At 61.5% G+C, this 23,136-nt stretch carries 20 protein-coding genes and 2 pseudogenes; 13 read left to right on the forward strand and 9 right to left on the reverse strand.

Annotated elements, in window-relative coordinates:
• Positions 1 to 7: 7 nt before the first annotated feature.
• The 3 genes from AC3D25_RS20780 to AC3D25_RS20790 all read right to left on the reverse strand — a co-directional run bounded on the left by AC3D25_RS20780 (position 8) and on the right by AC3D25_RS20790 (position 2,986).
• The gene (locus AC3D25_RS20780) at positions 8 to 1,300 is read right to left on the reverse strand and encodes an MFS transporter (protein ID WP_488890318.1); all 1,293 of its coding nucleotides are present in this window, start codon (positions 1,298 to 1,300) and stop codon (positions 8 to 10) included.
• A gap of 74 nt (positions 1,301 to 1,374) precedes the next feature.
• Positions 1,375 to 2,142 (reverse strand): SDR family oxidoreductase, encoded by a 768-nt coding sequence (locus AC3D25_RS20785; RefSeq protein ID WP_488890319.1) that lies wholly within the window; start codon positions 2,140 to 2,142, stop codon positions 1,375 to 1,377.
• Between the two features lie 124 nt (positions 2,143 to 2,266).
• Positions 2,267 to 2,986, reverse strand: coding sequence for a FadR/GntR family transcriptional regulator (locus AC3D25_RS20790; protein WP_488890320.1), 720 nt, complete (start codon positions 2,984 to 2,986; stop codon positions 2,267 to 2,269).
• Positions 2,987 to 3,228: 242 nt separating this feature from the next.
• On the opposite strand from AC3D25_RS20790, the gene pncA reads away from it, so the two are divergent.
• Positions 3,229 to 3,951: a bifunctional nicotinamidase/pyrazinamidase gene (gene pncA, locus AC3D25_RS20795; protein WP_488890496.1), complete on the forward strand. Its 723-nt coding sequence runs from the start codon at positions 3,229 to 3,231 to the stop codon at positions 3,949 to 3,951.
• Between the two features lie 132 nt (positions 3,952 to 4,083).
• Here the strand turns inward: pncA and AC3D25_RS20800 are convergent.
• A pseudogene (locus AC3D25_RS20800) lies at positions 4,084 to 4,296 on the reverse strand (ester cyclase); the annotation flags it as partial.
• Between the two features lie 146 nt (positions 4,297 to 4,442).
• Here AC3D25_RS20800 and AC3D25_RS20805 point away from each other — a divergent pair.
• Positions 4,443 to 5,315, forward strand: coding sequence for an AraC family transcriptional regulator (locus tag AC3D25_RS20805; protein ID WP_488890321.1), 873 nt, complete (start codon positions 4,443 to 4,445; stop codon positions 5,313 to 5,315).
• 19 nt (positions 5,316 to 5,334) lie between these two features.
• Here AC3D25_RS20805 and AC3D25_RS20810 read toward each other — a convergent pair whose 3' ends face one another.
• Positions 5,335 to 6,402: a GlxA family transcriptional regulator gene (locus AC3D25_RS20810; protein WP_488890322.1), complete on the reverse strand. Its 1,068-nt coding sequence runs from the start codon at positions 6,400 to 6,402 to the stop codon at positions 5,335 to 5,337.
• A gap of 206 nt (positions 6,403 to 6,608) precedes the next feature.
• Here AC3D25_RS20810 and AC3D25_RS20815 point away from each other — a divergent pair, with 206 nt between their 5' ends.
• The 8 genes from AC3D25_RS20815 to AC3D25_RS20850 all read left to right on the forward strand — a co-directional run bounded on the left by AC3D25_RS20815 (position 6,609) and on the right by AC3D25_RS20850 (position 16,245).
• Positions 6,609 to 7,754: a branched-chain amino acid ABC transporter substrate-binding protein gene (locus tag AC3D25_RS20815; protein ID WP_488890323.1), complete on the forward strand. Its 1,146-nt coding sequence runs from the start codon at positions 6,609 to 6,611 to the stop codon at positions 7,752 to 7,754.
• A 5-nt stretch (positions 7,755 to 7,759) separates the two neighbouring features.
• Positions 7,760 to 9,016 (forward strand): D-amino acid dehydrogenase, encoded by a 1,257-nt coding sequence (locus tag AC3D25_RS20820; RefSeq protein WP_488890497.1) that lies wholly within the window; start codon positions 7,760 to 7,762, stop codon positions 9,014 to 9,016.
• On the forward strand, positions 9,013 to 10,029 hold the full coding sequence (locus AC3D25_RS20825; RefSeq protein WP_488890324.1) for an asparaginase: 1,017 nt from the start codon (positions 9,013 to 9,015) through the stop codon (positions 10,027 to 10,029). Before AC3D25_RS20820 ends, AC3D25_RS20825 begins: the two co-directional genes overlap by 4 nt.
• Positions 10,030 to 10,120: 91 nt before the next feature.
• Positions 10,121 to 11,248 carry an aminotransferase class V-fold PLP-dependent enzyme gene (locus AC3D25_RS20830; protein WP_488890325.1) on the forward strand — a complete coding sequence of 376 codons (1,128 nt, stop codon included), beginning with the start codon at positions 10,121 to 10,123 and terminating at the stop codon, positions 11,246 to 11,248.
• Between the two features lie 336 nt (positions 11,249 to 11,584).
• Positions 11,585 to 12,712 (forward strand): sugar ABC transporter substrate-binding protein, encoded by a 1,128-nt coding sequence (locus AC3D25_RS20835; RefSeq protein WP_488890326.1) that lies wholly within the window; start codon positions 11,585 to 11,587, stop codon positions 12,710 to 12,712.
• 34 nt (positions 12,713 to 12,746) lie between these two features.
• Positions 12,747 to 14,297: a sugar ABC transporter ATP-binding protein gene (locus AC3D25_RS20840; RefSeq protein ID WP_488890327.1), complete on the forward strand. Its 1,551-nt coding sequence runs from the start codon at positions 12,747 to 12,749 to the stop codon at positions 14,295 to 14,297.
• Positions 14,294 to 15,274 carry an ABC transporter permease gene (locus AC3D25_RS20845; RefSeq protein WP_488890328.1) on the forward strand — a complete coding sequence of 327 codons (981 nt, stop codon included), beginning with the start codon at positions 14,294 to 14,296 and terminating at the stop codon, positions 15,272 to 15,274. Before AC3D25_RS20840 ends, AC3D25_RS20845 begins: the two co-directional genes overlap by 4 nt.
• Complete coding sequence (locus AC3D25_RS20850; RefSeq protein WP_488890329.1) at positions 15,271 to 16,245, forward strand: ABC transporter permease; 975 nt, start codon at positions 15,271 to 15,273, stop codon at positions 16,243 to 16,245. Before AC3D25_RS20845 ends, AC3D25_RS20850 begins: the two co-directional genes overlap by 4 nt.
• 73 nt (positions 16,246 to 16,318) lie before the next feature.
• Here AC3D25_RS20850 and AC3D25_RS20855 read toward each other — a convergent pair whose 3' ends face one another.
• The 3 genes and pseudogenes from AC3D25_RS20855 to AC3D25_RS20865 form a co-directional block, all read right to left on the reverse strand.
• Positions 16,319 to 16,723, reverse strand: a complete 405-nt coding sequence (locus AC3D25_RS20855; RefSeq protein ID WP_488890330.1) for a nuclear transport factor 2 family protein — start codon at positions 16,721 to 16,723, stop codon at positions 16,319 to 16,321.
• Between the two features lie 101 nt (positions 16,724 to 16,824).
• On the reverse strand, positions 16,825 to 17,424 hold the full coding sequence (locus AC3D25_RS20860) for an NADPH-dependent F420 reductase (RefSeq protein WP_488890331.1): 600 nt from the start codon (positions 17,422 to 17,424) through the stop codon (positions 16,825 to 16,827).
• 75 nt (positions 17,425 to 17,499) lie between these two features.
• Positions 17,500 to 18,233, reverse strand: a pseudogene (locus tag AC3D25_RS20865) (SDR family NAD(P)-dependent oxidoreductase).
• 105 nt (positions 18,234 to 18,338) lie between these two features.
• Between AC3D25_RS20865 and AC3D25_RS20870 the strand changes: the two are divergent.
• Together AC3D25_RS20870 and AC3D25_RS20875 are read left to right on the forward strand one after the other, a co-directional pair.
• Complete coding sequence (locus tag AC3D25_RS20870; RefSeq protein WP_488890332.1) at positions 18,339 to 19,304, forward strand: LysR family transcriptional regulator; 966 nt, start codon at positions 18,339 to 18,341, stop codon at positions 19,302 to 19,304.
• Between the two features lie 133 nt (positions 19,305 to 19,437).
• Positions 19,438 to 21,006, forward strand: coding sequence for a methyl-accepting chemotaxis protein (locus AC3D25_RS20875; protein ID WP_488890333.1), 1,569 nt, complete (start codon positions 19,438 to 19,440; stop codon positions 21,004 to 21,006).
• Here AC3D25_RS20875 and AC3D25_RS20880 read toward each other — a convergent pair.
• On the reverse strand, positions 20,987 to 21,196 hold the full coding sequence (locus tag AC3D25_RS20880; protein ID WP_488890334.1) for a hypothetical protein: 210 nt from the start codon (positions 21,194 to 21,196) through the stop codon (positions 20,987 to 20,989). The two genes, AC3D25_RS20875 and AC3D25_RS20880, sit on opposite strands and share 20 nt — an antisense overlap.
• Positions 21,197 to 21,450: 254 nt before the next feature.
• Here AC3D25_RS20880 and AC3D25_RS20885 point away from each other — a divergent pair, with 254 nt between their 5' ends.
• Positions 21,451 to 23,118 (forward strand): Na/Pi cotransporter family protein, encoded by a 1,668-nt coding sequence (locus tag AC3D25_RS20885; RefSeq protein ID WP_488890498.1) that lies wholly within the window; start codon positions 21,451 to 21,453, stop codon positions 23,116 to 23,118.
• Positions 23,119 to 23,136 lie beyond the last annotated feature (18 nt).

Consider the following 23,136-nt stretch of genomic DNA (forward strand, 5'->3'; position numbering starts at 1 on the left):
CGTGCGCTTAAGTGCGGCCCACGGCAAGCGGCGCGTCGCGGTTCGAGCGCTCGTCGGAACGCGCGGGGACGGTGATCATCAGAATGACCGAGAGCAGCAGGGCGGCCGCCATGAAGATGTACGAGGCGGCAGGGCTGCCCGTCGCGCCATTGAGATAGCCGACGACCCACGATCCGCAGAATGCGCCGAGCGCCCCGCATGCGTTGATGAGGCCGATCGCGCCGCCCAGTACGTTGCTCGGAATCAGTTCCGGGACGAGCGCGAAGAACGGTCCGTAGGGCGCATACATCGACGCACCGGCGATCACCAGCAACGCGAACGAGAGCCAGAAGTGCGTGCTGCCGAGCAGATACGAACCGACGAACGCGACGGTCCCGACAAGCAGCAGCGGCCACACGAAGAGCTTGCGGTTGCGCGTTTTGTCGGAGAGCCACGAGGCGAGCAGCATCAGGATGATCGCGCCAAGATACGGCACGGCGGCGAGCCAGCCGACCGAGACGATGTCGATGGTCGAGGCCTGCTTCAGAATGGACGGCAGCCACATGATGAAGCCATAGACGCCAATGCTCCACAGCGCGTGAATGGCGCAGAACTTGAGCACGATCGACGAACGGAACACGGTCTTGTAGTCGCGCACCGGCGCGATGTGCGCCTGCTCGGCCTTCAGGCGCGCGGCGAGTTCGGTCTTTTCGGCATCGCTCATCCACGGTGCATCGGCGGGACGATCCTTCACCGTGAACCACCAGACGATCGCCCAGATGATCGCCGGCGCGCCTTCGATCATGAACATCTCGCGCCAGCCGAAGCTATGCACCAGATAGCCCGAGACGACCGACATCCACAGCACCGTCACCGGATTGCCGAGAATCAGAAACGTGTTGGCACGCGAACGCTCGGTGCGCGTGAACCATCGGCTGATGTACATCAGCATCGACGGCATCACGGCCGCTTCCACCACGCCGAGCGTGAAGCGCAGCACCATCAGCATCGGAATGTTGCTGACCATGCCGGTCGCGGCCGCACACAGTCCCCACAGAATCAGGCTGAAGAAGATCAGCTTCTTCACGCTGTTGCGCTGCGCGTAGATCGCGCCGGGCACCTGGAACAGGCAGTAACCGAGAAAGAACAGCGAGCCGATCAGCGACGACATGCCGTGCGTGATGCCGAGATCCTTATCGATACCGGCGGCCGCCGCGAAGCCGTAGTTCGCGCGATCGAGATAGGCGAGGCTATAAGTGATGAAGATGATGGGCATCAGATACCACCATCTTTGAGGTGCCACGGGTTTGACGCTTTCCATGATGTCTCCGGATCGTTGCTGCGTACGATGGGTTGGGTACAGGCTGTTGTTCTTGTTCCCGCGAAGTCTTGAGTTCAGAGCACGGCGAGCCAGCCGCCGTCCACATAGATGATCTGGCCGTTCACATAACTCGATGCCTGCGACGACAGGTACACCGCCGTACCGACGAGTTCTTCCGGCTTGCCCCAGCGTTGCGAGGGATTGCTGCTCTTGACCCACGCGTCGAAGGCGGCGTTGTCGACCAGCGCCTGGTTCATGTCGGTGAGGATGTAGCCCGGACCGATCGCGTTCGCCTGAATGTTCGACGACGCCCACTCGGCGCTCATCGCGCGCGTGAGCATCTTGATGCCGCCCTTCGCCGCCGTGTAGGCGCCGACCGTCGCGCGTGCGCCCTCGCTCGTCAGCGACCCGATGTTGATGATCTTGCCGCCCGTGCCGCGCGCGATCATGCGCCGCGCCGCCTCGCGTCCGACGACAAACGCGCTCGTCAGGTTCGTATCGATCACGCGCTGCCAGTCGGCGAGTTCGAGTTCGACAAGGGACTTTCGAAACTGAATGCCCGCGTTGTTAATGACGATGTCGACTTGCACGCCGTCTTTGTCCCACTGCGCGAATGCGTCGGCGACGGCGGCTTCGTCGGTGACGTCGAACGCGCGGCCCTGCGCCTTGAAGCCCTTGCTTTCGAGCCGGCCAGCCGCCTCGGCAACGGTATCGGCGCGCGTGCCGTTCAGGATCACGTTGGCGCCCGCAACGGCGAGCCCTTCGGCCAGCGCGAAGCCGATGCCTCTTGCCGAGCCGGTGACGAGCGCCGTGCGGCCGCTCAAATCGAATAAAGATGTCATGCGTATTCCTTTCGCGTTTCGGGTCGTGTCGTGTCTTGTCGGGTCGATTGGAGGCGCGAGTGCGCCCCTCGCGGCCGGTTGGCCGGTCGCGATGAATGGTGTTTCGGTTGAGATGCTTAAGGCGTCAGACGGGCTTCTCGTTTGCGGCGTTGTTCAGCGCAGCGCGATCCTCGAAGTCCTTTTCGGCGCGACGGATGAGCGTGAGGACCGCTTGTTCCGCGGCTTCCGGATCGCCTCGCTCGATCGCGATGCAAAGCGCTTCGTGCATCGGTAGCGAGCGTGCCGGTCCGCCCGCGATTTCCGAACTGAGTTCGAAGCTCGTCCGAAGAATCGCCGACAACGCGTTCTGCATCTGCTGCACGAACTGGTTGTGGCAAGCGGTGAGGATCGCGCCGTGAAAAGCCAGGTCGGCGGGAACGTATTCGCCGTGGCCCGCGACCGCGCGTTCCATGGCCTTGAACGCGCGCCGGACGGCCTTGCGGTCGTCGTCTGTCGCGCGCTTGGCGGCGAGCCTGGCGGCGTTCGGCTCGATAATCAGCCGCAGTTCCATCAGGTCCTCGATGAGACCCGGGTCGAGCGTTCCCGATCGCGCGCGCCACGTGATGACGTCCGGATCGAACAGTTGCCATTGCGAGCGCGGAAGCACGATCGTGCCGTAGCGGCGGCGGACTTCGAGCATGCCTTTGGCGGAGAGCGATTTCATCGTCTCGCGGATCGTGATGCGGCTCACCTGCATCTGCTCGGCGAGTACGGGTTCGGCAGGCAAAATCTCGCCCGGCGCGAATTTGCCGGAGCAAATCTGTTCGCCCATCTGGTTCAGAACCTGCCGGTGGAGGGTCGCCATCGAAGTATCTCTCTAGGTCATACGTATGATGTAGAAGATAAACTCGTGATTTTCACCGCACAATCAGGGATGACCCGTAGTGCGCGGAATCGGGTCGTGGCTGCGGCGAAGCGGGCGCCGCAAGCCGTAAATCGAACGGTCAACCCGAGGCGCGGGCGCGCCGTGGCAAATGAATTTGGCGCCTTTATCATCTAGGTCCCGAACGAACTGGAGGCGTTGCCGTGCAAGAAAATCGTCGCAGGATGCTCGTCAAGTCGGCTGCCGCCTTTGGCGCGATCGAGCTGCTCGGGCTTCGGTCCGTGAGCGCTATCGCAGCGTCGGCTACGAAGCCGATCAAGCCGGACGGCCGGTCCGCGCTGATCGTGGTGGACGTGCAGAACTGCTTCATCGACGGCGGCACGTTGCCGGTCAAGGGCGGCGCGAAGGTCGTGCCGGTTATCAACCAACTCGCGGAACGGTTCCAAAATATCGTCATCACGCAGGACTGGCACACGCCGGGACACGCTTCGTTCGCGAGCTCGCATCCGGGCAAGAAACCGTTCGAGACCACGAAGCTCACATACGGCACGCAGGTGTTGTGGCCGGACCACTGTGTGCAGGGCACGGACGACGCCGCATTGGACCGGGACCTGCGCCTGCCGACCGCGCAGGTCATCATCCGCAAGGGTTTCCACAAGGACATGGACAGCTATTCCGCCTTCGAGGAAGCCGATCACAAGACCGAAACCGGTCTCGCTGGCTATCTGAAGCAGCGGCATATCGACACGGTTTTCGTAACTGGGCTCGCCACCGACTTCTGCGTCGCTTGGACGGCGATGGACGCGCGCCGCGCCGGTTTCGCCTCGTACGTGATCGAAGACGCGACCCGCGCGATCGACCTGAACGGCTCGCTCGCAGCCGCGTGGAAGGCGATGGAACGGGCGGGCGTGAAGCGCATCCAGTCGCAGGACATTCTCTCCGCGTGAAGCTTGATAACGGCGCAGTAAGCGGCGCGCGTCGCGCCGCTTACTGAACCCGATGGATATCGTTTCCACGAGTCTGCGATAGAGCACGCTGCGCGAGACTGAATAATCGAAACGTCCTGCCTGGCGATATCCCTCTTCGACAATCTTGCCACCGCTGAGCCGGAGCACGGTCGTGCCAGTGAAGCGCATTGTCCGTCCGGTCGCGGCGGGCAGCGATCCCACGAGGAAGTCGCTGAATGCCGCACCGGTATGTGTACCTCCGCCTTCGCAACGGCCGACTACAGAGTCCCCCTCGGCGATGAGGTTCACGGCTAACGCCGTATCCGCTAAACCCCGGCGCAACATGCGCGCGGCCGTAGGAGCGAGCCGCCCACTTTGGGGCGCGAATTGAGCCGTGTCGGGCAGGCGTCTGTGATTGAGCAAGAGCGGCTAGGCGCGAAGCCGCAACGGTGAGCGACCATAATGCAAGTCGCACGATCCAGATCCAGACCATGCAAACTCACGTTGACGCCACTAGCGCTTACACGAAACGCTTCGATACCGTCCTTGCGTACATCGAGACGAACATCGAGGGCGACCTGTCCGTCGACGCGCTAAGCCGTATCGCAAACTTCTCGAAGTTCCATTTTCATCGACAGTTTGCCGCCTATGTCGGCATGCCGGTCGCACGCTTCGTCCAGTTGACGCGCTTGCGTCACGCAGCACACCGGCTGGCTTCACGCGAATTCTGCTCGGTGCTCGATGCCGCGTTCGAGGCGGGCTTCGACAGTCCGGAAGCCTTCAGCCGGGCGTTCAAGCGCGCGTTCGGTACGTCGCCGAGTTCATTTCGGCAGGAGCCGAACTGGCAGATCTGGAGCGCGACTTTTATCGTCCCTTATCTTTCGAGGAAGCTCACGATGCAAGTGCAAATTTTCGATTTTCCCGAAACCCGCGTCGCCGCGTTCGAGCACTGCGGATCGCCTGGGCTCGTCAACGAGAGCGTACGGAAGTTTATCGACTGGCGGAAGCAAAGCGGGCAATCGCCGATTGCGTCGAGCAAGACCTTCGGCATTCCGCGCAATAACCCCGACACCACGCCGGCGGATGCATTTCGCTTCGACATCTGCGGCGAAATTGACGAGCCGGTAGCACCGAACGCCTACGGCATCCGCGAACTCGTCATTCCGGGCGGCCGATGCGCAGTGGTCCGGCATTCGGGATCGCCCGACCACATCGGCGAGACGATCTATCCGATCTATCGCGATTGGCTTCCGGCAAGCGGGGAAGAACTTCGCGACCATCCCCTGTTTTTCCATTACCTGAGCGTCTTCCCCGAAACGCCGCAGGACCAATGGCAAACCGACATCTACATTCCCCTCGTGTGACCGAGGCCGGTCCGTTGCCTCAAGCCAAACGGACCTCTAGCGAAGCCCGCAGTTTGCCGGGCGTGACGCCATAGATTTCCTTGAAGCCGCGAATAAAATGCGCGGAGTCGGCGAAGCCACATTCGTAAGCGATTACCGTGATGCGCTTTGTAGTGTTGAGCAGCAGCCAGCGCGCGTAGCGAAGTCGCATTGTCCGATAAAACTCCTTCGGCGACATCCCTGTTTCGGTCAGGAAGTTGCGTTCGAGTTGCCTCACGCTCGTCCCGGCCATCTTCGCGATCACCGTGATGTTAAGCGGCGCTTCCAGGTTTTCTTCCATCAGCACGATCGCATGCCGCACCAGCAAATCACCTACCGCGAGATAGCCTAACGCCTTGCGGCGTTCCACGAACGACGTGCCGGCCAGACGGCTGACCGTCATCTGATGGACCACCTTGGACGCTCTGTCCGGGCCGCAATGCAGGCTGATCAAACGCGTTGCCAGTTCAAGGACCGACACCCCACCGGCACACGTGATGCGGTTGCCATCGATCAGATAGTCCGAATTGGCGACGACCGGCATGTTCGGGAACATCGTTTTGTAGTCTTCCAGATGGAACGCATGGACGCACGCGACGTGACCCTGCATCAGGCCGGCTTGAGTCAGTACAAAACTGCCGGTACACAGTCCGATCAATGGCACGCCGCTCGCGTCGGCCTCGCGCAGATAGTCCCAGTAACGCCGCTCGACCTGGTCGAGTTTCGGCAGAAGGCCGCCGATCACGACGAGGTAATCGAATTGACGAGGCGAACCGTCTATCGCCCGGACGGGCACGGCCACCCCGCAACTCGCTTCCACCGTTGTGTCGGACATGCCGAGCAGCGTCCATGTACACCGGATAGGCCTGCTCTGGTCCCCGAGGTCCGCGGCATGGCGCAATGCGTCGCAGAAGCCGGCCAGGGAGAGCAACGGAAAGCTCGGCCAGAGTAGAAAGCCGATGTTGAGTTCGGCGCCTGCGCGGGAAGGGCTGATGTCCCGTTTCAACCGGGCGCGGTCGAGCCGGTCGACAAGTTTCCGGCCATCGGACGGTGTTTTCTCTGTAGCCATGCGCTTCCCTCAGACCGCTGATGGACCCAGTATAAAAGCGCGCGCCCGAGTTCTGCGAACGTGTCGCGTTTCTTCTATTTTTTTTCGGTTTGGTGCAATGCCGGCGATTTTATCGATCCTAAAGTCGGTCCTGTCGAATCTGCTCGTCGATTCCCGTCGAGCGGCGATGCGATCATTTCAGCCATGCACCAGACAAGGAGAGTCTCATGTCGACCGGAAATCACGCCAGTCTCGGCGCCCGAATTGGAGTGGGCCTGATCGTGCTCGGCTCTGCCAGCGCGTTTGCAGACGAAGTTGTCAGAATTGGACATGCCGCGCCGTTGACCGGCGCGAATGCCGAATGGGGCAAGGACACCGAAAACGGCGCGCGTCTCGCGATCGAAGAGATCAATGCCAAGGGGCTGGTGATCGGCGGGCAGAAGGTAACGCTCGAACTGGATGCACAGGACGACGCGTCCGACCCGCGCCAGGGCACGCAGATCGCGCAGAAGCTCGTCGATGACAAGGTTGTCGCGGTGGTCGGCCATATGAATTCGGGCACGACGATCCCGGCTTCGAAAATATATAGCGATGCGGGTATCGTCGAGATATCGCCTTCGGCGACGAATCCGATTTACACGCAGCAAGGATTCAAGACCGCTTACAGAGTGGTTGCCACCGACGCACAGCAAGGCCCGGCGCTGGCCGATTACGCGAAGAAGACGCTCGGGGCCAAGTCGGTCGCGATCGTGGACGACGCAACCGCTTACGGTCAGGGCCTCGCCAACGAGTTCGAAAAGCAGGCGAGGGCGCTCGGTTTGACGATCCTTTCGCACGACGCGACCAACGACCATGCGGTCGACTTCCGTTCGATCCTCACCAAGGTCAAGGGCGAACATCCCGACATCATCATGTATGGGGGAATGGACGCGACGGGCGGTCCGTTCGCGAAGCAGGCGCGCCAGCTTGCGATCGGCGCGCGGGTGCTGGGTGGCGACGGCTTGTGCGCCGATTCGCTCGCGAAACTCGCGGGCGACGCTGCCGACAATGTCGTGTGTTCGATCGCCGGCATGCCGCTCGAAAAAATGCCGGATGGTCCCGCTTTCGAGCGCCGCTACGAAGCACGGTTTCATCAGCACGTTCAACTGAACGCGCCGTTCGCCTACGACGCGGTCTATATCATCGTCGATGCAATGAAGCGCGCCGGCTCGGTCAAATCCGCGGATATTCTTGCTTCGATGCCGAGCGCGGATTTCGTCGGTGTGCTGGGGCGCACGCAGTTCGACCCGCATGGCGACCTGAAGCAGGGCGCCATTTCCTTATATGACTACAAGAGCGGCAAGCAGACGCTTCTTGCCGTCGTGAAAATGTGAGCATGATGGAAATCACCGTTCTTGGGGCGGGCGTGATCGGGCTGACGACCGCTTATTACCTGAATGCGTCGGGTCATCGCGTGACGGTGGTCGACCGCCGTTCGGAGGTCGGCCTGGAAACGAGCTACGCAAACGGCGCGCAGCTTTCCTACAGTTATGTGGCGCCGCTTGCCGGCCCGGGCGTCCTGTCGAAGATTCCCGGCTGGCTCGTGCGACGGGACTCGCCCATGCAATTTCGCCCGTCCGTCGACCCGGCTTTATGGCGCTGGTGTCTGCAGTTTTTGAGGGCGTGCATGCGAGAAAAAAATCTGCGGTCGACGCGGCACTTGCTCGCGCTTTCTTTCCTTAGCCGCTCGCTGATGCACAAGCTCGTGGACGATGAACCATCGCTCGATTTCGACTATGCCCGCTCCGGCAAGCTGGTGGTGCATCGGGAGGCGAAAGCGTTCGCGTCGGCGCTGGGCTTGCTGGACTTCCAGCGCACGCTCGGCTGCGAGCAACTGGCGCTCGACCGGGACGCATGCGTCCGACTTGAGCCCGCGCTGGAATCCCTTCGTCACAAGATTGCCGGCGGTATCTACACCGCTAGCGAAGACACGGCCGACTGCTATCGATTCTGTTTGAGTCTCGAAAAATTACTGCGCATGCGCGGCGTCGTCTTCGAACTTTCAGCCGACGTCAGCGCGTTGAAGCGCGCGCCTGGCGGACGTGTCGAAGCGTGGGCCGGGGCGCGCCGGCTGCCGGGCGAACAAATCGTCGTTGCGTTGGGGTGCGGCAGCGCGAAGCTGTTGAGGCCGCTTGGTATCGATGTGCCGGTGTACCCGCTGAAAGGCTATAGCTTGACCATTCCGGTCGGGTCCGCCGATATCGCCCCTCGAATCAGCGTGACGGATTTCGCCCGCAAGGTGGTGTATGCAAGGCTGGATAACCGCCTGCGCGTGGCGGGAATGGCCGACATAGCGGGTTATTCACCTGCGCTCAACCGCCGTCGGCTCGATACGTTGCGCCGCGAGTCGGAAGCGGTTTTTCCGCACGCGGGCGACTATGCCGCCGCCGATGAATGGGCCGGATTAAGACCCGCCACGCCAGGCGGAATGCCAATTATCGGATCGACGCCGATCGATAACCTGTGGCTCAACGTCGGCCAAGGTGCGCTTGGCTTCACGCTCGCGACAGGATGCGCTCAGTTACTAAGCGATCTGATCGTGAAACGTGCGACGGCGTTCGACTGCTCGATGTTCAACCTGAGGGCTTGCCCATGACGCGCGATACCGCGGCGGCGCGACGGAGAGCGAGGATCGTACTGATCGGCACGGGCGGAACGATCGCGGGTCGTGGCGCGTCGCCTGTCAACACCTCGGCATATGACTGTTCGGTGCTGTCTATCGACGACATTCTCGCGGCTCTGCCAGCGGCAGATTCGATCGCCGATATCACGACTGAACAGCTATTTCAGGTCGGCTCCGAGAATATCGGTAGCGTTGAACTGCTGCAGTTGGGGAAGCGGATTGCAGCGCTCCTTGAACGCGACGACATCGACGGCATCGTCGTCACGCACGGCACCGACACGATCGATGAAACGGCTTACTTCCTTCATCTGGCGCTCGACAGTCGCAAGCCCGTAGTCGTGGTCGGCGCCATGCGTCCGCCGTCCGCGCTAAGTTCGGACGGACCGCTCAACCTGTACAACGCGATTGTCGTGGCGGCGAGCGGGTTTGCACACGGCAAAGGCACCTTGGTCGTATCGAACGACGAGATCCATACAGCGCGCGACGTCGTCAAGACAAATACGTTCAAGCAGGACGCGTTCAAGTCGCCTTACGGCCCCTTGGGATTGATCGTCGAAGGCAAGCCGGTCTTTTACCGGCTGCCGGCGCGGCCTCACACCGTGGACAGCGAATGGTCGATCGGCAAGATCGATGCGTTGCCGGATGTCGGCATTCTCTATGCACATGGTGGCATGAACGAAGCGATAGCGCGCGCCGTGCTCGATTCCGGCGTCGAGGCGGTGATCTATGCTGCAACGGGGAACGGCAATGTGGCGGCTTCGATAGTGGATTCTCTGGTGGAAGCGAGAAAGCGCGGTATCCATGTCATTCGCGGATCGCGCACGGGACGAGGCGTGGTCATCCGTAATGCGGCTCAGCCTGACGATCTGTACGACTGGCTGGTCACCGACGATCAGCCTGCGCACAAAGCCCGGATTTTGATGATGCTTGCGCTAACCCGCGAGCACTCCACGCGCGGGCTGCAAGAAGTCTTTTGGCGATATTGATAAATAGAATCCACTAGATCCATTTCCTTTCGGACCCGCTCGCTTTAGCTAGAATAGGTCTCCGCGCATAACGTCTATAACGGAGGCACGCATGGCCGGATTACTCCCCGATGTCGATCCCGATGGGCTCCTCGAATACTCGGTCGTCTTCACCGACCGGTCGCTCAACCATATGTCACAGCGCTTTCAAGGCGTCATGCGTGACATTTCCGTTTCGCTGAAAAAAGTCTACAACGCGAGATCGGCCGTTGTCGTGCCCGGCAGCGGGACGTTCGGCATGGAAGCCGTCGCGCGGCAGTTCGCGACGAATAAAAAATGTCTGGTGATCCGTAACGGCTGGTTCAGCTTCCGCTGGTCGCAGATCTTCGAAATGGGTGACATTCCCTCCGAGTCGATCGTGCTAAAAGCGCGTCCGGTGGAACAAGGACGACAGGCCGCGTATGCACCGCCGCCGATCGAAGAGGTGGTCTCGGCGATCAAGGAAAACCGGCCGGATCTGGTTTTTGCGCCACACGTCGAAACCGCATCCGGGATCTTGCTGCCCGATGCTTATCTGCGCGCAGTGGCCGACGCCGTGCATGACGTCGGCGGCATGTTCGTGCTGGATTGCATTGCCTCCGGCACCATCTGGGTCGACATGCAGGCAAGCGGCGTCGACGTGCTGATTAGCGCGCCGCAAAAGGGATGGAGCGCATCGCCGTGTTGCGGACTGGTCATGCTGAGCCCGCTGGCCCGCGAAAGAATCGATGCGACAACCAGCACGAGTTTCGCTTGCGATCTTCGCAAATGGCTGCAGATCGTGGAAGCCTACGAGAACGGTGGTTTCGCGTATCACGCCACGATGCCGACCGACGGTCTCGCAACGCTGCGTGACGTCATGAAGGAGACCGAGGGATATGGTTTTGACAAGGCTAAAGCGAAGCAATTCGAACTCGGCAAACGCGTTCGCTCTCTCTTAGCCGAAAAAGGTTTCAGGAGCGTGGCGGCCGAAGGTTATGAGGCGCCGGGTGTCGTGGTCAGCTACACGGACGACGACGAAATACGATCCGGCAAGAGGTTCGCCGATGCTGGATTGCAGATCGCAGCGGGCGTCCCGCTTCAATGCGACGAGCCTGCGGATTTCAAGACCTACCGCATCGGATTATTTGGACTCGACAAACTTTACGACGTCGAAGGCGCGGTATCCCGCTTGGCAAAGGCGCTGGACTCTATTTCCTAGGGGTCTTTCGGGAGCAACTGCTTTTTCATCGTCTTCACAATCGCGTCGGCAGGAACCCCTCCAAACCTGCCGGGCGAGCTACCGGGCACACTGGTAAACCACTATCGCTTACCGATTGGCACGCCAGTAATGTCAGACCCGGACGCGCCCGCACATGCCCTTCGTTTGACAAGAGGGGCCGTCACCGACCAAGTCATTCCGCTAGTTCCGCGAGTGCGACTGATCTCCGCTGTAGCACATCCGCAAGATTCGCTGTGTCACGTGTACCGTGTCGGCAATTCACGAGAAGCCATGTGCGCCGAATCGAAAAATTCAAATCAACAGACAGGAGGCAACATGCTTTCAGGATCTCAGATGCTTGGAGCGGCGGCGGGCGCGGCACTGGCATTGTGCGCAAGCGCGGCGTTCGCGCAGGCAGCGATCGTGTCCGGGCCGCCCAGCGATCCCGGCTGCATGGTCCCATGGAAGGCCGACACGAAGTTCGTCAAATATCCGAAGAAAAACGGCCCGTACAGGATCGCGCTCGTGAACGGCTACATAGCGAACACCTGGCGCATCCAGATGATCAAGACGGCCAAGGCCTATACGGCACAACCGGCCGTCGCCGCCAAACTCAAGGAATTCAAGGTGGTCTCGACCGGCGAGGACGTGCCGGCGCAGATCTCGGCCGTCAACAGCTTCATCGATGCCGGTTATGACGCGATCGTCGTGGACGCGCAGAATCCCGCCTCATTCGGTCCCGCGATCCGGCGCGCGAAGAAGGCCGGCGTCGTGCTGGTCGCGTTCGACAACACGCTCGACAGCGAAGACGCGATCAACGTCGACGTCGACCAGTACGGGCTCGGCGTGCTGTGGGCCAAGTGGCTTGCGACCCACCTGCCGAATGGCGGCAAGGTCCTCGAGGTCCGCGGGGTGGCAGGCACGTCGGTCGATACGGACCGGCATAACGGTTTCCAGAGCACGCTCACCGCGACCGGCAAGAAGTGGGACTCCGTGCAGGTTTACGGCAAGTGGGACGACGGGGTCGCGCAGAAGGCCGTCGCCGACGCGATTGCCGTGCAGGGCCATTTCGATGCGATGTCGGCGCAGGGCGGCGACACGGGCGTCGTGCGCGCGATGATCGATGCGAAACATCCTTTCGTGCCGTTCGGCGGCGAAACGGAAAACGGCTTTCGCAAGCTGTGTGCGCAGTATGGGAGCCAGGGCTTGAAATGCACGTCGGCGGGCAGCGGTCCGGGGCAGGTGGCCGTGGCCATCAAAACGGCGCTCGCCGCGCTCGACGGACAGACCATCCCGGTCGCAATCAAGCTGCCGCTCGACGTCACCGACGATTCGAAGCTCAAGGCGGGCGTCAATTATTTCCCCAACGAGTCCGACAACTTTTTCGTCGGCAACTCGTTCCCGACTTGCGGCATCAACTTCTCCGCGCAGGAAATCATGAAGCAGGATCAGGGCAATCAGTGATCCGGTTGGCCGGCGACGCGACGGGAGGCGAAGCATGTTGCAGGACGAAGAGCGGTCGTTCTTTAAGATGTCCGGCGTCTCGAAAAGCTACGGCGGCGCCGTCGCGCTGGAGCATGCGGACCTGACGGTAAAGAGAGGCCGCATCCACGCGATCCTCGGCGAAAACGGCGCGGGGAAGTCCACGCTGCTGAAGGTGATGTCGGGCGTCGTGCGGCCCGACGAGGGAACCATGCACCTCGATGGCCGACCGGTCTCGTTCGCGTCGCCCGCCGAGGCGAATGCGGCCGGCATCGTCTGCGTGTATCAGGAGCTGTCGCTGATTCCTGACCTGAGCGTGGCGGACAACATCTTCGCATCGAATCCGCCGATCCGCTTCGGCATGATCGACCGCCGGACGCAGCGTCGTCAAGCCGAGGCCGCGCTCGCCCGCGCGGGCGCGGCCGATATCAATCCGCTCGAAAAAGTCCGGGACTTGCCGCTGTCGCGCCAGCAGATGGTCGAGCTTGCGAAGGGCCTCGCGCGCGAGCCGCGCATCCTCATCCTCGACGAGGCCACCTCGGCGCTGACGGCGGCCGATGTGGCGCGCGTCATCGACGTTCTCAAACGCCTGCGCGACGAGGGGCTCGCGCTGCTCTTCATCTCGCACCGGATGCACGAGGTGAAAGCGCTCGCCGACGAATGTACGGTCTACCGCAACGGCCGTCATGTATCGAGCTTCGAAGCAGGCACGCGCACCGACAACGACGTGATCGAAATGATGATCGGCCGGAAGTATCAGCATGCGTTTCCGGACAAGCCCGAGCGCCGGCTCGCCGCCGAGCCGGTTCTGGCCTGTCGCGATCTCGCGTGGAACGATACGCTGCACGGGATCAGCTTTTCGTTGAGGCCGGGCGAGATCCTCGGACTGGGCGGCCTCGACGGTCAAGGCCAGCGCGAACTGCTGCTCGCGTTATTCGGCGTGTTGCGCAGTTGCGCGGGCAAGGTCGAGATCGACGGCAAGGCCGTCATGATTTCGAGTCCGGTGGCCGCGCGTGCCGATGAGATCGGTATGGCGCTGATTCCCGAGGACCGCAAGACCGAAGGCCTGATGCTGTCGATGTCGGTGCGCGAGAACTTGTCGTTCGCCGCGTTCGATCGGATGTCGACGGGAGGCGTGATCGATCGCGACCGCCAGCAGGCGCTCATCGACCGGATGATGGAACTGCTCGCGATCAAGTCGTTCGGCGTCGACGCGCCCGTGAGTTCGCTGTCGGGCGGCAACCAGCAGAAGGTGGTGATCGCGAAATGGCTGATCCGGCAGCCGAGAATCCTGCTCCTGAGCGACCCGACGCGCGGCATCGATGTCGGCACCAAGCAGGAGATCTATCAACTGCTGAGACGTCTCGCCGACGAAGGCGCCGCCATCGTCTTCTACTCCACGGACTACGACGAGCTGATCGGCTGCTGCGACCGCGTGCTCGTGCTGTACGAAGGCCGGGTCAAGAAGGAACTTGTCGGGTCCGAGATCACGGAAAAAAACCTGATTGCAAGCGCACTGGATCTTCCGGTGGAACAGGTTGCGGCATCTACAGGAGTGGCGCTATGAGCGGGCTGCGTTACTGGTACGCGGAAAATCGAGGGACGACATTCGCCTTCGCCCTGTTCGTGCTGATGTTCGCGATCTATCTCTCGAACTATCCGTCGGCGTTGTCGGCAAACGTGTTTCTGACGGCGGCGAACAAGGCGGTGCTGCTTGCGCTGGTGGCGATGGGCCAGGCGCTTGTCGTGCTGACGGCCGGCATCGACCTGTCGATCGGCATGACGCTCGTGCTGACGAATTGCCTTGCATCGTGGCTCGTCAAGGGCGACGCGCTGCACGTGACGCTCGGAATCGCGGGCGTGCTCGGGGCGGGCGCGCTGTGCGGCGCGCTCAACGGCGTCATTATCATCTACGGCCGTCTGCAGCCGATCGTCACGACAATCGCGACGGGCGCGGTGTACTACGGACTGGCGCTGCTGCTGCGCCCGGTTCCCGGCGGATCGATCGAAGAGGACCTCGCTGACGCATTGACCGGCAAGGTCGCGAGCGTCGTACCGGCGAGTCTGCTGATTTTGCTCGTGACCGTGGTGATCGTCTGGATTCCCTTCAAGCGCTCGGCTATCGGACGGGCGGCGTACGCGACCGGGTCGTCCGAATCCGCAGCCTTCCTGTCCGGGATGCCGATCCTGCGTGCGAAGTTCGCGTGCTATACGCTCGCCGGCCTGCTCGCCGCCGTGGGCGGCCTCTTTCTGACCTTCTTCACGTACACCGGCGAGGCGAGCCTCGGGAGCGCCAACTCGTACACGCTGTTTTCGATCGCCGCAGTGGTGATCGGCGGGGTGTCGCTGCTCGGCGGCAAGGGCAGTGCGATCGGCGCGATCTTTGGCGCATTCGCGTTCCGCTCTATCGGCGACCTTCTGTTCGTGTTCAACGTCGACGCGCTGTGGCAGCCGCTGTTCCAGGGCGTGATTCTCCTGCTTGCCGTCGCAATCGGCGCGTGCGGACTGTTCAGAGTGCGCAACCGTCTGGAGTGGTTCCAATGAGTGGCGCTTCCGCAACCCGCCGGACCCGGCTCACGCGAAAAATCGACCGCCCGATCGTGATTGCGTTCGCGTGCATCGTCGCGCTGTTGCTCGTGGGCGGGATGTTTTCGCGCAGCTTCATGTCGCCGGAATACATTCTGCTGCAGTTGAAGGTCGGCGCGTTCCTCGGCATCATCGCGACCGGATTGATGATGGTGATCCTGCTCGGACACATCGACCTGTCGCTGCCGTGGACAATCACCGTCGGCGCGATGATGGCCTGCGCCGTCGCGGGACACGGCGGGCTCGGGCAGATCCTCGCGATCCCTGTCGGGATCGGTTGCGGCGTGCTGATCGGCATCGTCAACGGCATCCTCGTTGCGTTCCTGCGCATTCCTTCGATGATCGCGACGCTCGCGACCAATGCGGTTGCGCAGGGCATCATGATCGTCTACACGGGCGGATCGTCGCCCCAGGATTCCGCGCCGAACGTGATGCGCTGGCTCTCCGCGGGCGCGCTCGTACCGGGCGTGCCGAACGCGGTTGCGCTGTGGGTGCTGATCGGCGGCGCCACGATGTTCCTTCTGGCGCGCACGACCTTCGGCCGCACGCTCTACGCGATCGGCAACACCGAACGCGCGGCGTATCTTTCGGGCATCAACACGCGGCTCGTGACGGTGGCCGCGTTCGCCGCGTGCAGCGGGTTCGCGGCGTTCGGCGGTGTGCTCCTTGCGGGTTATGCGTCGAAAGCGGCGCAATCGATGGGCGATGCCTACCTGTTGCCGGCGATCGCAGCGGTCGTGCTCGGCGGCACATCCATTCTCGGCGGCCAGGGTTCGTACCTCGGCACCGTCGCCGGCGCGATCCTCATCACACTGCTGCAGTCGATCCTCTCGGTCGCGCAGATGCCGGAAGCGGGCCGCCAGATCATCTACGGCGTCGTGATCGCCGCGATGCTGCTGCTCTATGGGCGGAGCAAACGGGAAAGATAGCGAGACATGGTGTTCGCTTTTCCATGGCGTGCAGCAGGCCGTCGGCGTTAGAACCGTGTTGTGAACATCGGTCTCAGAGTGACATCTCGGAGGCCCGCGCCAATGCCTGAGTGTCGATGTACTCGCGGATCTTCGTCACTTTGCCCTCGCGAACGGTCATGTCGAAAACCCAATCGTCCTTGAACGGCTTGTTCGTGGCTTTGATTGTCCCCGTAGCGACGCCGATCACCACAACCCGGTCTCCCTGCGCCACGAATTCGGGAGGCGTCGGATAAGTCATTTCCACCTCGTCCGACGCCTTCCGAAGCACGGCCTCCAGTTCCGCGTGCCCGCGATGCGTGCCGGCCAGCGGCCAGTCCTCGCCCGGAATGATCCACTCGATATCTTTGGCAACCAACGCGAGCAGATCCTGCTTGTTGTACGCGCCCATCGCTGCAAAGAAGCCCTTCACGATCTGAACATTCTCGTCGATGCTCATCGAATCTCTCCTTTTTCATTACGCCGGACCGTGCCCGATCTGATCGGACATGTTGTTGGTCCACGAGGCGCGATCGCATCGAAATTCGCGATCACGATTCATCAGTCGAACTTGACCAGGTCCTTGAAGATCAACCGGCCCCAGCTATTTCCCCGCGCCTGCACGAGCAGTCCACCTTCCGAAAGTCCACCGAGTTTGACCGGCGCGAAACCGAGATTTTCCGCGAGCTTACCGATCTCCTCAGCGGCACTGTCGTCGTCGCTCGCCAGGAACACGACTCTCCGGCCACCCTGTACGGACGGATCCTGATCGAGGACCGCTGCGCCTAGATGATTGAAGCCCTTGACCAGTCTGCCGCCAGCGAACGCCTGCGCGACGGCCTTGGAGGACGGTTGTCCACCCAGTTCCTCGGGCGGCACGCCGTAGGCGTTGGTCATATCGACGATAGTCGTACCCTGCCAGTTGGACCGCGCCTTCGCGACGTCCCGGTGCGCCTCGAAACGGACAGCCAGAAAGACAACGTCCGCCTTGACCGCTTCCGCCAGTTGCTTGGGAACGATCGTGGGTCCGATCGCGGCGGCGGCGGAAGCAAAGCTTTCCGGATCGCGCGTGGTTGCAACGGCTATTTCGATGCCGCTTCGGGCAAATGCCTTGGCAAGTGCCTGGCCAATCTTGCCGAAGCCGATAATTGCGTAGTTCATCTATTTCCTTGGTGTAACCAGCCCGACTGCGCTCCGAATGATCGAACGATGGAGCGTGCGGCCGGGCGTAGCGTGTCAGAGTTGTGCAAGTCCGCCGTCGACGGCGAGCTCGCTTGCGGTCATGAAACTGCTGTCCGGCGACGCGAGGAAGGCAGCCGCTGCCGCGATTTCCGCCGGATCGGCCATGCGCTGGAGCGGAGTCATCGAGGCGAAGACTTTCTGGCCTTCCTCACCTAGCGCTTGCTTCGCGAGTTCGGTCGCGGTCGCGCCGGGCGACAACACGTTCACCCGGATGCCGGTGCCCTTCAGATCCTCCGCCCAGGTCCGCGCGAGGTTGCGCACTGCCGCCTTGCTCGCGCTGTAGGCGCTCATTGCCGGAGCACCCGTGGTGCCGGCGCTCGATCCGGTCAGGATGATCGAGCCGCCCTGGCCCATCAGCGGCAGCGCCTTCTGGACCGTGAAGATCGGCCTTTCACATTGGTGTCGAAGGTTTCGTCGATGTGCTCAGCGGTGATCTCGCCGAGCCGAAGCTGGGTTCCCGCCCCGGCATTGGCAAAGACGATATCGACGGTTCCGCGCTCGGCCTTCACTGCCGCGTAAAGCCGGTCGAGATCGGCCGGATCGGAGACCGAGCCTTTCACCGCGCGCGCATTGGACCCGAGGTCGGCCACGGCGGCGTCGAGCGCGTCCTGGCGGCGGCCGAAGATGAAGACGAAGGCGCCTTCCTCGATAAAGCGCTTCGCAGCGGCGAGGCCAATGCCGGTCGCGCCGCCGGTGATGACGGCGGTCTTTCCATTCAATCTGTTCATGTCATGCGTCCTTCGAAGAAAAGCGGGAAATTCGATTCTGGACCTCTTGATTCATGAAGCCAATTGACTAAATATGCATTAATCTCATCTACTCTTTAGATACCCATGCTCGACAACGTCACCATCAATCAGCTTCGGGCCTTCGTCGCCGTGTGTGACCACGGAAGCTTTTCCGGGGCTGCGCGGGAACTGGGACGCGCGCAATCGGCGATCAGTCACGCGATTGCCGCGCTCGAGAGCGCCTTCGATGTGATGCTGTTCGAGCGCAACACGCGCAAAGCGACGCTTACGGCCGCTGGGCGCAGTCTCCTGCCCGATGCTCGCGGCGTCATTTCGCGCACCGAGGAGATGAAGATGCGCGCGGTATCGATCGCTGAAGCGGGCATCCCCGAGGTCTCTTTTGCAGTCGATACGTACTTTCCGCGTGCGCACCTGATCGAATGCCTCCGCACCTTGCAGGCCGGCTTCCCGACGATTGCAATCAATCTGCGCATGACGACCATGCAGGGCGGCGAGCATTGGGTTCTCGAAGGCACCTGCGGATTGGCCGTGACGATCGCGGACGTGCCGGAGCTCAGCCCAGGCAGCATCGAAAGGCAGCATTTATGTGAGGCGCAAATGGTGACCGTCTGTGCGCCATCGCATCCGCTGGCCGCACTCGCGGGGCCGATCCCGCGAGAGGAATTTGGCCGGCACATTCAGCTTGTCGTCACCGACAATCAGCCCGATGCGCAGAAGACACAGCAGGGCGTCGCCAGTGAGCGACAGTGGCGGGTGAATGACCTCGGCGCGAAGCACGATCTGCTCAAGGGGAGCTTGTGCTGGGGGCACATGCCGCATCATCTGGTGGCGGAAGATCTCGCCAATGGAACGCTTGTCGAACTGCGACGGCGCGCATGGCATATGCGCGCCCTCACTTTCATGGTCTCGCAACGGCGCGGATATTCGTTTTCCGAATGCGAGACACGATTGGTCGAGCTTCTTGGCGATCCTGAACGCTTGCCGAAGGATGCCAGCCCGCGTTCTGTCTCACGCAAAGGCAAGGCAAGTCCGAGGGTTCGCCGCGCATGAGCAATAGTCGGCACGGCCTGCCGCTTCAGCCTCGAGCGGCTTCAGTCCCGAACGCGATTCTGCCGTGCACTCTCAAGACTTGCGCTGCGATGCCGTAATGGAGGTGTAAGCACCTCCGCGAAAATCTGACAATATGAAAAATATGAAGCTCTCAGTCCGGCTTACCGTCGGCTTTTCTGTGCTGACGGCACTGTTGATCGGCGTCGCCATTGTCGCGTTCTATGGCCTTTCCGCGCTCGACGGAAAAATCGACGATATTGCTCGCGTGAACAATACGGAAACGCGCCTTGCCAACGTTCTTAAATCGTCGATTGAAGACCGCGCGATCGCCGTTCGAAATATTGTCCTGGTCAGCAGCCGGCAAGACGTGTTGGCAGAGGCCGATCGCATAAAGAAACAAGCGCAAATCTACGACGAAGCCGCGAAGCAACTGCGGACGATGTTCTCGGCGGAGGCAGGGACGACAGAACAAGAGCGCCGGCTGTTAGCCGACATCGACCGCGACGAAGCGCTCGCCGTTCCTCCCATGAACAAGGCCGTCGAACAGGCGCTCGCCAATGACGTAGATGCTGCGGCCAAAACGCTGATGATCGAGGCGCGCCCGGCGCAGCGCGCATGGCTTGCTCGCGCCGTCGCGCTTTCGGATCGGGAAGACGAGGAAAACGCGCAATCGCGACAAGACGCCCTGGATACGTACACTACGATCCGCACGCTTGTCGCGTCGATGGTCGCCGTGGCCATTCTTATTGCAATTGGAACGGCAATTCTTCTGACTCGAAGCGTCCTTCGCCAAGTGGGCGGAGAGCCCGCCGACGCCCAAGCGATCGCAACGCAAATCGCTGGAGGCAATCTCCTTGCGCGTATCGAACTGGCGGCCGGCGACAACCATAGCTTGATGGCGTCGCTAGAAGCAATGCGACGCCAATTGACGACCATCGTAACGGGTATCAAGGCTTCCGCCGAGTCGATCGCGGTCGCGGCAGGCGAAATTGCCGAAGGCAATATCGATTTATCTCAGCGGACAGAAGAGCAGGCCGCGTCCCTTGAAGAAACCGCTGCGAGCATGGAAGAGCTGACTTCGACTGTCAAAGCCAATACAGATAACGCGCGCCAAGGGAGCATGCTGGCGGAAAATGCGTCGCGCACGGCGGCGGCAGGCGGGGAGGCGGTCTATCGCGTGGTATCGACGATGGAGGACATTTCATCGAGTTCGTCGAGAGTCGCCGAAATTATCGCCGTCATCGAAGGTATCGCATTTCAGACTAACATCCTTGCGCTGAACGCCGCAGTCGAAGCCGCGCGCGCAGGCGATCAAGGCCGAGGTTTCGCGGTCGTGGCAGGCGAGGTCCGCTCGCTCGCTCAGCGTAGCGCCCATGCGGCAAGAGAGATCAAGGGCTTGATCGAGACGTCGGTTTCGCATGTCAAGAGCGGCTCTGAACTCGTTCGCGATGCCGGCCAGACGGTGGCCGACGTCGTACGCTCTGTCCAGAGCATGACGGATATCATGGGCGGGATCGCATCCGCGTCGGCGGAGCAGACGACCGGCATCGAGCAAGTGAACCTTGCCGTGACGCAAATGGATGAAGTCACTCAGCAAAACGCAGCGCTCGTCGAGCAGGCCACAGCCGCGGCGCAGGCGATGGCGGATCAGGCTGCGGCCTTGAGGATCGCGGTGTCGATTTTTAAGGTGAGCGACGCGTAGTGTTTATCGCCGCGATATCCACAGTGACAATCTCGTAACCGGAAGCGGCGTCCTTATTCGCCGCTTCCTCGGCTTCTTCGCGTGATGGAAAGCGCTTTGCTTCTTCTATTTCCGGCGCGAGGCCGATATCACCGTCCTCCCCGCTGCAGAGAAATTTTCCCCCGGTTTTGACGACATAAGCGCTGGTCATTGCAATCTCCAGGAAATTGGCAAACGAGTCTCAAGTCTAGCACCGCGGAAAAATTGCAAGGGTTGTCGCCATGATGGATCTCAACGCTCGCCGGAAACTGGAATCGCGCCGCACACGCTATCGGCCAACGCTCCCGCAGACAGCAATTCAACCGATCGATCGAACTGTGTAACATTAATGTCATACATTATTGTTTCGTGGATAAATCGCGGAGCAATGCATTTGACACCGTTCGCCGGGGAGATCGATCCACAGTGCTGATACTTCTTAACCTGTTGTCCGGCGTGGCGCTCCTGGTTTGGGGATCACACATCGTTCGCACAGGCATTTTGCGTGTGCTCGGGGCGGACCTTCGCGCGATTCTTGGCCGCAGTACGGGGAGCCGTGTGCGCGCGTTTCTTGCGGGTATCGGCGTGACTAGCCTCGTGCAAAGCAGCAACGCAACGGCGGTCATCATCACGTCGTTCGCCGCGCAGGGGCTTGTGCCGCTGGCTGCGGGACTGACCGTGCTGCTCGGCGCCGACGTCGGCACCGCGCTGATGGCGCGCGTGCTTACGCTCGACCTGTCATGGCTGTCACCGCTGCTGATCCTGTCCGGCGTCCCGTTGTTCCTCACCCGCAAGCAGACGCGGGCAGGACAGGCGGGAAGAACGATCATTGGACTTGGACTGATTCTCCTAGCGCTTCATCTGATCGTCGAGGCGGCACAACCGATGACCCAAGGTGCCGGCGTGCGCGTCATGTTCGGCGCGCTCACGGGCGACACCATGCTCGATGCACTCGTCGGCGCAGGGTTCGCGATGCTTTCGTATTCGAGCCTGGCCGCCGTTCTGCTCACCGCCACCTTGGCGTCGTCGGGCGTGATCTCGTTGAAAGTAGCGCTATGCCTCGTGGTTGGCGCGAACGTGGGCAGCGGCCTCCTGGCGTTGCTGAACGCCTTGCCACAAAACGCAGCGGCACGGCGGCTATCGGTAGGCAGCTTTGTGTTCAAGCTGGGTGGCGCTATCGTCATCCTGCCATTTGCGTCTCTGCTGGCTCGTGGACTGCCCGTCTTGATCAGCAATCCGCGAGAAGCGGTCGTTGGATTTCATGTGATCTACAACACAGTGCGTTGTTGCGCGTGCTTGACGCTTGTCGATCGCGTTGCGGCCATCAGTCAGCGGATCCTTCCGGATCGGCCCGTGGCGGCGGGAGAAATGCGACCGCTTTATCTCGATCCGGCCGGGTTGCTGACGCCGAGTCTTGCGCTCGCCAATGCATCTCGTGAAGTGCTTCGAATCGGCGATATCGTGCGCGTCATGCTGGACAAGGTTGCGAACCTGCTCAGGCATAACGACCTCACGGTCGCCCGCGAAACGATGCGCATGGATGACGACGTAGACTACCTTTACGGCGAGATAAAGACTTACTTGACGCTCATTTCGCGTGAGCAGCTCGACGAAGCGGATAGCCGCCGCTGGACGGACATCATTTCGCTGACGATCAATCTTGAACATGCGGGCGATATCATCGAGAGGATCGTCAGCGACATCGAAGAAAAAAAGATTTCGCAGCGACTCGTCTTCTCGGAGCAGGAGCTTGGTGAACTCGACGACTTGTATGCGCGGCTCGTGAGCAACCTGAGACTGGGGCTGTCGGTGTTCTTGAATAACGACCTTCGGTGCGCAGAACAGCTACTCGCGGAAAAGGAGCGTTTTCGGGATCTCGAGCGGGCTTACTCGCACAAGCATCTCGAGCGTCTGGCGGGTCACGCGCTGCGGAGCATGGAGACCAGTGCGCTGCACCTCGATCTCATCAGCAATATGAAACGATTGAACTCGCTTTTTTGCTCGACGTCCTATTCGGTGCTTGAAGCAGCGGGTGCATTGCATGACACGCGCTTGCGGAAGCGCTCGCTCGATTCGGTTCACATCAAGGAGTAAAAGCGTTAAGCGCGGTTG

It is taken from the genome of Caballeronia sp. SL1002 (assembly GCF_057814995.1).

What these genes read in the sequence shown, in the direction of transcription:
- AC3D25_RS20780 (WP_488890318.1), bottom strand. Translation starts at nt 1,300, where the DNA reads ATGGAAAGCGTCAAACCCGTGGCACCTCAAAGATGGTGGTATCTGATG.
- AC3D25_RS20785 (WP_488890319.1), bottom strand. Translation starts at nt 2,142, where the DNA reads ATGACATCTTTATTCGATTTGAGCGGCCGCACGGCGCTCGTCACCGGC.
- AC3D25_RS20790 (WP_488890320.1), bottom strand. Translation starts at nt 2,986, where the DNA reads ATGGCGACCCTCCACCGGCAGGTTCTGAACCAGATGGGCGAACAGATT.
- pncA (WP_488890496.1), top strand. Translation starts at nt 3,229, where the DNA reads ATGCTCGTCAAGTCGGCTGCCGCCTTTGGCGCGATCGAGCTGCTCGGG.
- AC3D25_RS20805 (WP_488890321.1), top strand. Translation starts at nt 4,443, where the DNA reads ATGCAAACTCACGTTGACGCCACTAGCGCTTACACGAAACGCTTCGAT.
- AC3D25_RS20810 (WP_488890322.1), bottom strand. Translation starts at nt 6,402, where the DNA reads ATGGCTACAGAGAAAACACCGTCCGATGGCCGGAAACTTGTCGACCGG.
- AC3D25_RS20815 (WP_488890323.1), top strand. Translation starts at nt 6,609, where the DNA reads ATGTCGACCGGAAATCACGCCAGTCTCGGCGCCCGAATTGGAGTGGGC.
- AC3D25_RS20820 (WP_488890497.1), top strand. Translation starts at nt 7,760, where the DNA reads ATGGAAATCACCGTTCTTGGGGCGGGCGTGATCGGGCTGACGACCGCT.
- AC3D25_RS20825 (WP_488890324.1), top strand. Translation starts at nt 9,013, where the DNA reads ATGACGCGCGATACCGCGGCGGCGCGACGGAGAGCGAGGATCGTACTG.
- AC3D25_RS20830 (WP_488890325.1), top strand. Translation starts at nt 10,121, where the DNA reads ATGGCCGGATTACTCCCCGATGTCGATCCCGATGGGCTCCTCGAATAC.
- AC3D25_RS20835 (WP_488890326.1), top strand. Translation starts at nt 11,585, where the DNA reads ATGCTTTCAGGATCTCAGATGCTTGGAGCGGCGGCGGGCGCGGCACTG.
- AC3D25_RS20840 (WP_488890327.1), top strand. Translation starts at nt 12,747, where the DNA reads ATGTTGCAGGACGAAGAGCGGTCGTTCTTTAAGATGTCCGGCGTCTCG.
- AC3D25_RS20845 (WP_488890328.1), top strand. Translation starts at nt 14,294, where the DNA reads ATGAGCGGGCTGCGTTACTGGTACGCGGAAAATCGAGGGACGACATTC.
- AC3D25_RS20850 (WP_488890329.1), top strand. Translation starts at nt 15,271, where the DNA reads ATGAGTGGCGCTTCCGCAACCCGCCGGACCCGGCTCACGCGAAAAATC.
- AC3D25_RS20855 (WP_488890330.1), bottom strand. Translation starts at nt 16,723, where the DNA reads ATGAGCATCGACGAGAATGTTCAGATCGTGAAGGGCTTCTTTGCAGCG.
- AC3D25_RS20860 (WP_488890331.1), bottom strand. Translation starts at nt 17,424, where the DNA reads ATGAACTACGCAATTATCGGCTTCGGCAAGATTGGCCAGGCACTTGCC.
- AC3D25_RS20870 (WP_488890332.1), top strand. Translation starts at nt 18,339, where the DNA reads ATGCTCGACAACGTCACCATCAATCAGCTTCGGGCCTTCGTCGCCGTG.
- AC3D25_RS20875 (WP_488890333.1), top strand. Translation starts at nt 19,438, where the DNA reads ATGAAAAATATGAAGCTCTCAGTCCGGCTTACCGTCGGCTTTTCTGTG.
- AC3D25_RS20880 (WP_488890334.1), bottom strand. Translation starts at nt 21,196, where the DNA reads ATGACCAGCGCTTATGTCGTCAAAACCGGGGGAAAATTTCTCTGCAGC.